The organism is Longimicrobium sp. (assembly GCF_036399255.1).
Taxonomy (GTDB): domain Bacteria; phylum Gemmatimonadota; class Gemmatimonadetes; order Longimicrobiales; family Longimicrobiaceae; genus Longimicrobium.
In genome coordinates this window covers 1-12,015 of the sequence record NZ_DASWNM010000070.1, presented here as the reverse complement: position 1 = coordinate 12,015, position 12,015 = coordinate 1, and the positions used below count along the sequence as shown (strand labels likewise).

The following is a 12,015-nucleotide window of genomic DNA, read 5'->3' as shown; positions in this document are numbered from 1 at the left end:
GGCAGCACGCCGGCGGGAGCAGTGCCGGACGGGGCGGATCGATTCCTCATCGATCCGCCCCGCCGCCGTTCAGCAGGGCCAGCACGTCGCGCTGGGCGTGGAGAAAGGCGTCGGGGCGCGCGTCCTCCAGCGCCTGGCGGGGAAAGGGGCCCCAGAGGGCGGCGGCGGTGCGGGTGCCGGCGGCGCGTCCGGATGCGATGTCGTGCGGAGAATCGCCCACGAACAGCGCCTCGTGCGGCGCCACGCCCAGCTTCTGCAGCGCCAGCAGCACGGGCTCGGGGTGCGGCTTGGGCTCCGCCACGTCCTCGGGGGTCACGATGACGTCGAAGTGGCGCACCAGCCCGCACAGCTCCATCCCCTTCATCGCCGCCCGCCGGTGCTTGCTGGTGACGATGGCCAGCCCGTATCCGCGCCGCTCCAGTTCCGCCACCGTCTGTGCCGCATCCGGAAACGGGCGCAGCAGGTCGTCGTGGATGCTGTTCTGGTACTCGCGATACGTATCCAGCATCGCCTCCACCTCGTCCGGATCGCGGCCAAAGCGGCGCATCTGCGACTCCAGCGTCATCCCGAAGCCGCTGAGCCACACGTCGTCGGGCGGCACGCTGCCCAGGTGCGTGCGCATGGTGTGGCGGTAGCACCGCATGATGAGCTCGGTGCTGTCGGCCAGCGTGCCGTCGAAGTCGTAGAGTACCGCGCGAATCCCCTCCAGCGTCGTTCCGCTCATTCCGCCATCCGCTCGCTGCGCCGGGTGATGCGCGGCCTGCGCAGTTTGCGACGCGGGTACGGGCTCAGGCGGGAGAGCAGGTCCGGCTTCTCCGGATCCTGCGTCGTCCACATGCCGCGCCAGGCAGCCGGATCCACACCGGTATGCTGGAACACGCTTCCGTCCGTCATCTGCACCTCTACCACCTCGTCGAAGTCGCTGTATCCAAGGGCGCAAAGCCGTGGGTCGTTCATCCATGCACCGCGGTTCACGCCCCAAAAATGCTCCAGGTCACGCAGCGCATCGTCGGCGTATCCGAACACCTCAGGATCGGCCATCAGCGCGAGAAGCGCGGGAACGGTGCGGTCCAGGTCCAGACGCTCGAAGATGCGGGCGACGTGGCCCAGCGCCGTTGCGGCGTTGCGGCGCACCCACACGTCGGGATGACGGACGTGCTCCAGCGCACGCTGTTCCGCGTACTCCCCGTCCGCGCCGGCCAGCGCCAGGCGGAGAAGGACGTGGCCGATCTCCCCCGGGTCCCCCGCCGCAAAGACGGCCTCCGCCTGGTCCCGGGTGATGGGATCGTACACGCTGCCGTCGTATACGTGTTCGCCCTCCGCCACATCTCCTCCCCAGTCGTAGGCCGCGACAGTCTATCACCCGCCGCCGCTTGCAGATAGCCCCCCAGAGCGTGTTCAAGAATCCCCTGCTCGCGCCCGTATGTCATTTCGAAGGAGGCGCCACACCGCACCATCGGCTCGCACGAAATCCTGCGCGCCGACTGAGAAATCTACTGTCTGCTGCTGGTGCCCCGCTGCATCGCTCCGGCACTGGCCCTGTCCGCCCGTGTCGTAGCCGCGAGTTCAGCACGGGCTACCGCGTCTGCCCTCCAGCAAATCCGACAGTAGATTCCTCGGGCCCTGCAACCTCTGGTGTGAAGGCAGGCTACGGCGTGGCCGGGCCTCGGAATGACAGCGCTGGTAGATCTGCCTGGATGTGCAGCGTCGGATTCCTGAACACACTCTCAGAGGGTGTTGCTGAACCGTCCACAAGCGTTGACTTCCTGAGGGAGGCGCCGCTACGCAACCTGCGGGTACGATGGACTTTGGCGCCGACCGAAGGATCTCGCCGGCAGAACCGAGGGGCTGGCTGCCGCGCCCGGAGGACAGTCCTTCGCGAAGGCAGACGAGATCCTTCGGTCGCGCGCAGGCGGTTGTGTGGCTTCTGGTTACGCGTGGTGCGCTCCCTCAGGAAGTCACCGCTTCGTTGCGAGCTTGAAGGTTTAGCAACACCCTCTCAACCCGCGCGGGCGATGCCGAGCGCGTCCAGGATCATCGGCGTCACGTGCATCAGCGAAGCGGCATCCGCGAAGCGCTCGTGTCCGGCGCCCAGCGCCAGCACGGGGACGGGGTTGAGGGTGTGCCCGCCGCGCACGTCCTCGACGTTGCCGTGGTCGCTGGAAACGACCAGCAGCGTGTCCGCCGGCAGCGCGTCCGCCAGCGCGCCCAGGAAGGCGTCCACACGCTCCAGCGCGGCGATTGCGCCGTTCAGGGCGCCGCGGTGGCCCGTGTAGTCGGTGTCGTAGTGCGCGAACAGCGTCACGTCCGCCCCCGCGGCGATGCGGGCCAGGGTGCGGGCGGCCTCCTCGGGCGTGACCTGGGGGATGTCGCTGCCCAGCGTCTCGCGCCACCGCTCGTTGGTGATGGACGACGCCACGGCGCGCCCCTCCGCCAGCTCCATGGCGCCGCGGGTGAGCGCGCCGGCGGACTGGGCGGCCAGCATGGGCCCGGCGGGGCGGCGAAAGATGCGCGGATCGGCGGGGGCGCCGGAGAGCGGATAGGCATTGGCGAACGCCGCGGTGCGTCCCGCATCCACCGCGCGCTGCAGCAGGTTCTCGGCGGCCAGCATGGGGCGCAGCGGCGTAGGCACCCAGGGGCCAAAGTGGCGCCCGTACTCCGCGGCACCGTTGCGGCCGGTGAGCAGCGTGGTCTGCCCCGTCCCGCTCTGCGGCAGGCCCTCGACGCCCAGCGTGGCGTCCGCCGCCGCGAGCACCGCCCGCTCCGCCACGATGCGCCCGTCGGCATCCATCTCCTCCGCGACCAGCCTTCGGCCGCCGAGCAGCGTTTGCAGGCGAGGGAGGCTCGCGGCGGCGAACGCGTTGAACGCCGCATCGTCCGCCCCGATGCCGACGCCGTCGAGGAACACCAGGATGGCGCGATGGGGCACGTTCATGCACGGGGAGCGAGAAAACGGAACCGCCGGGCCGACTCATCTGCATGAAAGGATAACAGCACACGCCAGGGTCGTCACCGCCAGCGGACGAGCAGCTGCAACGTGCGCCGTAGCAGCGCGCTTGCGTAAACATACGAATTGCCCGTATACTGGCGTCCATCTCTCATCGGTATTTTCGCGCGCCTTGTCTCCGATCGATTCCCTCTGGACGCGGTTTCTGCGATGAAACCGTGTGAATCCTCGTGGTGTGCGGCACCGTAGGGTCTGCCACGGCGTCGTTTGTTTCATCCAAACCCTGCTTGTCCCCTGATGCGCCTTCCGAACTTCAATCGTCCACGCCCCTCCGCCGACGCTCCCGATCCCGCGCCCCCCGCCGGGGCGAGCCCTTCCGATGCCGATTCCACGCTGGTGGTGGATGCGGAGAACGGGTGGGCCATCGGCACCGCGGCCGACCTGACGGAGGTCGACGGCGATCCCGTGCACAACGTGCTCAAGCGCACGGAAGTCTGGTTTGGGTACCGGGCCGCCGCGGTGGAGAAGGAGGCGGCGGAGCTGGCCGCGGCGCACGCGGACAAGGGCCAGCCCCGCCACGACCTGCCGCGCACCGAGCCGCTGGAGATGGAGGTGCTGCTGGAGCAGCGCGCCCGCGAGGTCCTGTCCGGGTGGGTGGATCGCGTGCATCGCCAACTGCAGGGCGCGATCGCGGCCGAGACGGAGGCGATCGGAACGCGCCTCGCGGCCGCGCGCCGGGCGGTGGCGAACGCGTCGTCCGCACGCGCCATCCTGGGCCCTCGCGCCCCGCTCCCCGAGCGCGTCCCCGCGCTGCGCATCGTCCGCGACGACGCGCAGCCGTCGGGCGCCGCCGCTCCGGAGGCCGCGACCGAGGAGATCCACGCCGAGCGGCACCTGAAGAGCCTGTGGTTCTGGATGCTGATGCCGCTGCTGATGCTGGCGGACTTCTTCGCCAACCACCCGGTGTTCGTGGAGCTGTTCCCCGCGAACACCCTGCTGGACCAGGGCTTTGCCGAGTGGGAAGAGCGGCAGCTGAGCAACGGCCTGTCCGACCTGCACGGCATCGCCACCATGGTCAAGAAGGCGCTGGTGTACCCGGAGCCCTCCGTGCTGGCGCTGGTGGTCGTGCTGCTTCTGCTGTTCCTGGGGCACACCTGCGGCGGGCACCTGCGCACGCTGGTGGCGCTGTTCCGGCACCGCAAGGGAAGCGTTTCCGCGTCCAACGCGCACATCTGGCGGCAGAGCGCGTGGCCGGCCGGCGGCGCGGTGTTCGGTGCCGCGGTGATCGTGTTGATGCTGGCGCTGGCCCGCACGGGGGTGCTTCCCGCCGCCGAGGCGCGCCTGGCGACGGCGCGGCAGGAGCTTGCCACCACGCAGACGGAGCTGAAGCAGGCGGAAGCGAGTGAAGCGTCGGAGCTGGAGACGGCGGAGAAGCGGCGTGCCGTAACCAACGCGCGCGAGGAGGTGCGCCTGCGCGAGGAGCGGCAGAGCTACGCCCGCGCCATCAACGGGATGAACCTTCCCATCGCGGGGCTGAACGCCGCGCTGGTGCTGGCCGCCATCCTGGTGGGCTACCTGCGCGAGGAGAAGCGCTTTTCCGTGGTCCCCCAGGCCGTCGCCGACCACGCGGCCGACCGCGCCCGGCGGCAGGCCGACCTGAGCGTGGAATTCGGCGACCGGCGCGCGGCGGCGCACCAGGCGCTGGACGAGGTGCGCGCGGGAATGCTGCGCGTGGAGCACCTGCTGGCGGTGGACCTGCTGCGCGACTGGCAGGGGAAGGCCGAACGGCTGCGTGGCGTGGTGTCGACGTTCCGCATCGAGAACGCGCGGCTGCGCGGGCTGGACGTGGCCGACATCGCCGCCTTCCGGGTGCCGGTGAGCGTCTCGTTCGCGCAGCCGGACCCCGGACGCTTTGCGCTGGACCGCCCGCGCGCGCTGGACGCGTATCGCACGGAATGCGAACGCCTGCAGGACCACCTGCTGGACCTTGACCTCGACCGGCATCCCGAGATGAACGGAGCCGAAAGCATTGCCGCCGACTGAGATGACGATGATGAACATCTGCCGATCCGCCCTCACGATCCTCGCGCTCGCCTGCACCGCCGCCTGCGGGCGCGAAGGCAAGGCCGCTCCTCCTCCTCCCCCGCCTCCGCCGCCGCCCGCGACGGAGTACGTGGTGGCGGTGGACATGTCCAGCAGCCTGACCCCCACGGAGCGTGAGGGCCACGAAAAGCTGCTGCGCGCGCTGGTCAAGGAGCTGAACTTCGGCGACCGGCTGGTCCTGCTGGCCACGCACGCCGAGGGCATCCGCGACGCCTCCGTTCCGCGGGCGGTCTCCATGCCCGTTCCCAGTGGCGCGCAGCCACTGAAGCGGGAACGGGAGGAGCTGGAGCTCGCGCGCATGACGGCGGACGGGTACGTGACGACGCTGTTCAAGACGGAGCCCATCAACGGCACGGACCTGTTCGCCACGCTGCACACGGCGGGGGAGCAGGCAGGCCAGGGCACCGGCAGCGGGCGCAAGGTGCTGGTGGTGCTCTCCGACATGCTGCAGTGCGCCCGGGGCGAGGGCGTCTGCATGGAACGACAGGGCGGACTGCCGGACAGCGCCTGGATCGCCGCGCGGCAGCAGCAGGGCCTCATCCCTTCGCTGGAGGGCGTCTGCGTGGCCGTGGTGGGCGCGGACGCGTCGAAGGCGGAGGGAGTGCGCGTGCGGGAGTTCTGGCGCCGCTACTTTCAGACGGCGGGCGCGGACTTCAGCCCCGCGCGCTACGTGCACGGGGCATCCGGCCCGGCCGTTCTGCGCTGCTGAGGGAATAGGGAACAGGGGATAGCCAGCAACGACAGGATTGGACGGCAAATCGGCCCCCGCGAGATCTTCGCGGGGGCCGGTGTTCGGTCGCGGACGTCGCGTCCGTTACTCGGGGTGGCTGCGGTTGCGTGAGGGATGCGCGCCCGCAGGGCCGAGAACACGGCGCGCACGCACGAGGGCGGCGGGAACGCGCAGGGGACGGTGAGCGCCGGGGGCTCGGCGCCGTTGGCAACAGTCGTATCGTTGCCTACGGCGCGCGCAGCCCGGCCCGGAGCGCAGCGGAGGGACACGCCCGAACAGCAGGGAACAGGGAACAGGGAATAGCCAGCAACGACGGGAAGGGAACGAAAACCGGCCCCCACGAGATCCTCGCGAGGGCCGGGTCGTTCGTCTATCGTCACCCGATCAGCTCGGGATGACCAGGCGCTGGCCGGGGCGGATGCGGTTGCGGCGGCCCAGGTTGTTGGCGGCCTGCACCTTCTTGACCGTGGTGTCGTAGCGGCGCGCGATGGTCCACAGGCTCTCTCCGCGGCGGACGGTGTGCCTGCGGGCGGCGGCCAGGCGGCGCTGCTCCTCGCGGCGCTCGCGGGCGGCGTTCTCGGCGGCCTGCTTCTGGATGCCCGCGAAGGCGGCGGCAAAGCGCTGGCTGCGGCCGCGGGGCACGCGCACCGCGTACGCCTTTTTGCCCGGGGGCGTCATGGACCGCACCAGGTGCGGGTTCAGGCGCTTGACCTCGTTCTCGCTGACGCCCACCGCCTGCGCCACCACCGAAAGGCGCGTGCCGGCGGGCACCTGCACCTCGTCGCTCTCCAGCGGCATCCAGCGCTGCACGCTGCCCAGCCCGTACTTCGCCGGCTCCTTGCCGATGAGCGCGGCGGCCACCATCAGCGGCACGTACTCGCGCGTCTCGCTGGGCAGGCGGCTGCGGATGCGCCAGAAGTCGGCGTCCTTGCCCTTTTCCTTGCCCGTCACCTGCCGCATCACCCGGGCAACGCGGCCCTCGCCGGTGTTGTACGCGGCGGCGGCCAGGTACCACGAGCCAAACTGGCCGTGCAGGTCTTCCAGGTAGCTGAGCGCGGCGTCGGTGGACTTTTCGGGGTGCCTGCGCTCGTCCACGTACCCATCGACGCGCAGGCCGTAGCGCTCGCCGGTGTCCTCGATGAACTGCCACAGGCCCACCGCCGACGCGTGCGACTTTGCGGTGGGGTTGAAGCCCGACTCGATCATCGAAAGGTACAGCAGGTCCTCGGGCATGCCGCGCTCGCGCAGCTTGGCGCGGATCATCCCCTCGTAGCGGCCGCTGCGCTTGAGGTACAGCGCCATGCGGTCCTGCTGCCGCCCGCTGAAGATGCCGATGAAGCGCTCCACCGGGGCGTTGCGGACCACGGGGATGTCCCACGAGGCGCCGCTGACCGCCGCGTTGGCCTCGCGGACGATGCCCGTGGCCACGGCCGAAACAGGTGCGTTCTCCCGGCCCTCATCGCCGACGGCTGCGGCGCCCAGAACGGCGCCCAGGAGCACGGCTACGGGGAAAGCGGACCTGAATTGCATGCGGCCTCCCATGGCAAGCGCGGGTGCTGTGACCTGCGATGTTTCTGGAGTGCGCGGGCGTGCCGCGCATAGAGTGCGACCACCTCGTAAAAGGCGGTCGCCAAAGCGGATAGACGTTGTCGATGTGCCCCTAAGCTAAACGCAGACAACGGCTTAGTCAACCGATTGGGTCGATTTTCCCGGATTCGGCTTCTTCACGGAGGCGGCATCTTCCCGGTTTTTCGAAGGCGTTGGGTGGCGCTGCGACAAGGATCGAACTGCGTCCGAGAGTGGCCCCCTCTCCCGGCCTCTCCCCCGCAAACAGCGCGGGAGAGAGGTGACGCGTACCGAACTACCTGATGTGCCGGGCAAGCGAACACGCCAACGCAGGCTGTCGAAACGGGATCGAATTCTCCCCTTTCTCCCGCTCCGCGGGGGAGAGGGGCCGGGGGAGAGGGGGCCCCGTCGGGCGCCAGCCAAATGCCAGTCGCAGCACACAACCCCTTCTGCTCCTTCCTCCCCTCTCCGTGAGGAACGAACGGGGAGGGGCCGGGGGAGGGGCACCCCGGCGGGCGCAGTTCGATGCCCTTCGTCGCACACCGGCCCTTCGACCCGCCCGTTGCCATGATCCCCCCGCCGCGCGAAGTTGGCGCACATGGTTCGCGGACGATTTGCCCCCAGCCCCACCGGCGCGCTGCACCTGGGCAACGCGCGCACGGCGCTCCTCGCGTGGCTGCACGCGCGGGCGCACGGCGGCGCGTTCGTCATGCGCGTCGAGGACCTGGACTTTGGCCGGGTACGGCCAGGGATCATGGAGCGGCAGCTGGACGAGCTGCGCTGGCTGGGGCTGGACTGGGACGAGGGGCCCGACGTGGGCGGCCCCTTTGGTCCCTACGTGCAGTCGCAGCGGCAGGAGCGCTACGACGCGGCGCTGCGGACGCTGGCACAGCGCGGCCTGCTGTTCGAGTGCACCTGCTCGCGCAAGGACATCGCCCAGGCCGCCAGCGCGCCGCACGCGGGGGAAGAGGGGCCGCGCTACACCGGCGCCTGCCGCGACCACCGGGTGGACCCCGCCGTTCCCTCGCTGATGGCGCACGGGCGCTCGCTGTTCGCGCTGCGGATGCGGGTGGAGCCGGGCGCCGTCTGCTTTGCGGACGGGGTGATGGGGGACTGCTGCTTCGACCCCGCGGCGGAGGGCGGCGATTTCGTGGTGCGGCGCAGGGACGGCGCGGCCGCGTACCAGCTGGCCGTCGTCGTCGATGACGCGGCGATGGGGATGACGCACGTGGTGCGCGGCGCGGACCTGCTCTCCAGCACCGCGCGGCAGATCCTGCTGTGCCGGGCGCTGGACCTCCCCGTGCCGGCGTTCGTCCACGTGCCGCTGATGCTGGGGCCCGACGGCGAGCGGCTGGCCAAGCGCCACGGCGCCGTCTCGCTGGGCGACCTGCGCGAGGCCGGCGTGCCGCCCGAGCGCGTAGCGGGCTGGCTGGCGGCCAGCTGCGGCCTGGCGGCGCCGGGGGAGGATGCGCGCCCGGCGGAACTCGTCAGGCGCTTCGACGTGGCGCGCCTTTCCCGGGAGCCGACGACCGTTTCGGAGGCGGACCTGGCGCGGCTGCGCGGCGGCTGAACTGCATCCATCCGCCGTGGCAGCGGGTGTTTGCGACGGAAACTATTCCGCGACGGCCGCTTGCGCGCTATTTTGCCTGCAATCACCCGACATCCCCCCTCCGAAGAAGCACCGTTCGTCCCCCCTTCTTCGGCACTTTCCTGGAGGAACCCGATGCAATTCGGTGTGCTTGCCCTGGCCGGGCTGCTTGCGCTGCCCGCCGCCGCCGCCGCACAGAACGACGGAGGCTTTGCCTCTCCCCCCCGCGCCGAGCTGGTGCCCTACACGCGCTTCGCCGTCACCCCGTGGGTGGGCTTTCGCGTTCCCTACGGCAGCGGCGAATACTTCGTGCTCACCGAGGGCGGCGACCAGCTTCAGCTCGACGAGGACCGCGGCGGCGGCGCGGCCGTGGGGCTGGACGCGTCGTTCGCGGTGGCCCGCCCGCTGAACATCGTGGCCAGCGTGTCGTACAGCGCGGCCGACGAGGACCAGCTGACGGTGACGGACCTGGAGGGCAACCAGGAGTTCTTCGAAACCAACGGCCCGGAGATCTGGTTTCTCAAGGCCGGCGTGCAGTACCGCCTGCCGGACCCCCTCCCCGACAACCGGCGCTTTCACCCGGCGGCGTACGTAACGGTGGCGCCCGCGCTGGTGTGGGCCGACTTTCCCGAGATCGAGGGCTTCGACAACGACGACGTCACCGGCAGCGCCCGCAACTTCGCGCTGAACATCGCCTTCGACGCGGCCACCAACATCGGAACGCGGGGGCTGGCGCTCTCGTTCGGCGTGGAAGACTACATCACCTTCTGGGACAAGGACCGCATCGCGGCCCGCGACGAGGTGCTGCTGGGCGGGCTGTTCCAGGACAACGTGACGGTGGAGTACGACGCCGCCGCGGCCAACATCCTGATGCTGCGGGCCGGGCTTTCCTGGCGGTTCTGAGGGAAGCAGTGCCCAGTATCAAGTGCCTGGTACCTAGCGCCTGATACCGAGTACCTGGGGAGAAATGAAGGGGACGCGGATGAGAGATTTCATCCGCGTCCCCTCTCGTTTCCCCCACGCTCGACGCGTACCGCCGAATCCGGGAAAGCAACACCTTTATGGATACAGAGGAACCGGGTCAGACAGAGGAACCACGATGATCTTTCGGCCCGCATCCTCTGTCTGACTCTGTTCCTCTGTACGATGATTCTTTTCGAAAATCTGGTACAATCTGCCCTGTCGGTGGGGCGTTCCCCTACATCTGCGGCGGACACGGCGGGGTGCACTCCGCGGATGATCCATCCGTTCCCCCGCATGGCTCGCGGCGACCCGCCTACACAGGCGGGAACGCCGATCCCGTAAGTTATCCGCGTCGCCCGGCAAGACGGCGGGCGCCGCCGCGGACCCATCGGCGCGGCGGGGCACAACGGATTCTTTTGGAAGCAACGGAGCCATGAGCGCACCCAACGATACCCAGACTGCACCGGCCACGCCTTCGCGGCGCGACTTTCTTCGCGTGTCGGCCCTGGGGCTGGCCGTGCCTGTGGTGGCGGCGGCGTGCGGCAACGGCGGCGGCGAAAAGGCCGCGCCCGCGGCGCCGGCGGCCGGCACGGCGGCGGCCGGCACGGCGGCGGCGGGCACCCACGGCGGCACCGCCACCGACAGCAACCACACCGGCGGCACCACCGCGCCGCATCCCAAGACGCCCGCCGAGATCCGCGCCGCGGCCGACGCCATGGACGCGCACCACGAGGCCGGCATCAAGTCGTTCCCCGCCAAGACCGCGGGCAAGGGCAACCAGCCGTTCGCGCCGCGCGTGGAGAACGGCGTAAAGGTCTACGAGCTGACCGCCGAGAAGATCCAGTGGGAGACGGAGCCCGGCAAGCGGGTCGAGGCCTTCGCCTACAACCAGCAGGTGCCCGGCCCGCAGATCCGGGTGCGCGAGGGCGACCGGGTGCGCGTGATCGTCCACAACCGGCTGGAGCAGTCCACCGCCATGCACTTTCACGGCGTGGAACTGCCCAACGACCAGGACGGCGTGCCCTTCATCACCCAGCCGCCCATCAAGCCGGGCGAAACGTACACGTACGAGTTCACGGCGCCCGCGGGCAACTCGGGCTCGCACATGTACCACTCGCACCACAACGCGGCCGAGCAGGTGGGCAAGGGCCTGCTGGGCGCCTTCATCATCGAGCCGCGCAGCCCCCGCGCCATCGAGCGGGTGGACGTGGACTACGTGATGATCCTGAACGACGGCATGCACGGCTACACCATCAACGGCAAGGGCTTTCCCGCCACGGAGCCGATCGTGGCGAAGATGGGGCAAAAGGTGCGCATCCGCTTCATGAACGAGGGGATGATGATTCACCCCATGCACCTGCACGGCATGCACATGACGGTGATCGACAAGGACGGCTGGGCCCAGCCGCAGCCCTGGAAGTGCGACACGCTGAACGTGGCGCCGGGCGAGCGGTGGGACGTGATCGTGAACTGCAACAACCCCGGCGTGTGGGCCTTCCACTGCCACATCCTTCCCCACGCGGAGGCTCCGAACGGCATGTTCGGGATGGTCACGGCGCTGATCGTCGAAAAGTAGGCGCCGCTCCGCGATACGACGCGGGCCCGTCCTCCCCGGACGGGCCCGTTCGCGCATCCGGATAATGCGTATCCGGACAATGTTGCCAGGTCCATTCGCGCGATTGATCGAGGGATGCGCAGCGCTCCAGGCCGATTGACTTCCTGAGAGGGTGTTGCCAACCCTGACCCCTGATTGACTTCCTGAGGGAGGCGCCGCTCCTCTATTTGCTGGTACGAAAACCATGGCGCCGACCGAAGGACCTCGCCAGCAGAACGACGGGGCTGGTCCCGTGCCCTGATCTGGCCCCTGCGCCACCCAGACGAGGTCCCTCGGTCGGGCGCAATCTGCTGGTCGATCTTCTGGTTTCAGGTGGTGGGCTCCCTCAGAGGGTGTTTAAGAATCCCTGCGCTCGCGCCCGTTGTCATTTCGAAGGAGGCGCCACACCGCACCATCGGCTCGCACGAAATCCTGCGCGCCGACTGAGAAATCTACTGTCTGCTGCTGGTGCCCCGCTGCACCGCTCCGGCACTGGCCCTGTCCGCCCGTGTCGTAGCCGCAAG

At 69.7% G+C, this 12,015-nt stretch carries 9 protein-coding genes; 5 read left to right on the top strand and 4 right to left on the bottom strand.

Annotated features, from left to right (window positions below; genetic code table 11):
- Positions 1-46: 46 nt before the first annotated feature.
- The 3 genes from VGC13_RS10910 to VGC13_RS10900 all read right to left on the bottom strand — a co-directional run bounded on the left by VGC13_RS10910 (position 47) and on the right by VGC13_RS10900 (position 2,935).
- Complete coding sequence (locus VGC13_RS10910) at positions 47-724, bottom strand: HAD-IA family hydrolase (RefSeq protein ID WP_331125285.1); 678 nt, start codon at positions 722-724, stop codon at positions 47-49.
- Positions 721-1,326 (bottom strand): hypothetical protein, encoded by a 606-nt coding sequence (locus VGC13_RS10905; RefSeq protein WP_331125284.1) that lies wholly within the window; start codon positions 1,324-1,326, stop codon positions 721-723. The genes VGC13_RS10910 and VGC13_RS10905 overlap by 4 nt, the downstream gene beginning before the upstream one ends.
- A gap of 673 nt (positions 1,327-1,999) precedes the next feature.
- Positions 2,000-2,935: an alkaline phosphatase family protein gene (locus tag VGC13_RS10900; protein ID WP_331125283.1), complete on the bottom strand. Its 936-nt coding sequence runs from the start codon at positions 2,933-2,935 to the stop codon at positions 2,000-2,002.
- A gap of 309 nt (positions 2,936-3,244) precedes the next feature.
- On the opposite strand from VGC13_RS10900, the gene VGC13_RS10895 reads away from it, so the two are divergent.
- Complete coding sequence (locus VGC13_RS10895; RefSeq protein ID WP_331125282.1) at positions 3,245-4,990, top strand: hypothetical protein; 1,746 nt, start codon at positions 3,245-3,247, stop codon at positions 4,988-4,990.
- A gap of 7 nt (positions 4,991-4,997) precedes the next feature.
- Positions 4,998-5,759 carry a hypothetical protein gene (locus VGC13_RS10890; protein ID WP_331125281.1) on the top strand — a complete coding sequence of 254 codons (762 nt, stop codon included), beginning with the start codon at positions 4,998-5,000 and terminating at the stop codon, positions 5,757-5,759.
- 405 nt (positions 5,760-6,164) lie between these two features.
- Here VGC13_RS10890 and VGC13_RS10885 read toward each other — a convergent pair whose 3' ends face one another.
- Complete coding sequence (locus VGC13_RS10885; protein ID WP_331125280.1) at positions 6,165-7,310, bottom strand: lytic transglycosylase domain-containing protein; 1,146 nt, start codon at positions 7,308-7,310, stop codon at positions 6,165-6,167.
- A gap of 634 nt (positions 7,311-7,944) precedes the next feature.
- Between VGC13_RS10885 and gluQRS the strand changes: the two genes are divergently transcribed.
- The 3 genes from gluQRS (at position 7,945) to VGC13_RS10870 (ending at position 11,473) form a co-directional block, all read left to right on the top strand.
- The gene (gene gluQRS / locus VGC13_RS10880) at positions 7,945-8,916 is read left to right on the top strand and encodes a tRNA glutamyl-Q(34) synthetase GluQRS (RefSeq protein WP_331125279.1); all 972 of its coding nucleotides are present in this window, start codon (positions 7,945-7,947) and stop codon (positions 8,914-8,916) included.
- Between the two features lie 153 nt (positions 8,917-9,069).
- Positions 9,070-9,837, top strand: coding sequence for a hypothetical protein (locus VGC13_RS10875; protein ID WP_331125278.1), 768 nt, complete (start codon positions 9,070-9,072; stop codon positions 9,835-9,837).
- Positions 9,838-10,330: 493 nt separating this feature from the next.
- Complete coding sequence (locus VGC13_RS10870; RefSeq protein ID WP_331125277.1) at positions 10,331-11,473, top strand: copper oxidase; 1,143 nt, start codon at positions 10,331-10,333, stop codon at positions 11,471-11,473.
- Positions 11,474-12,015 lie beyond the last annotated feature (542 nt).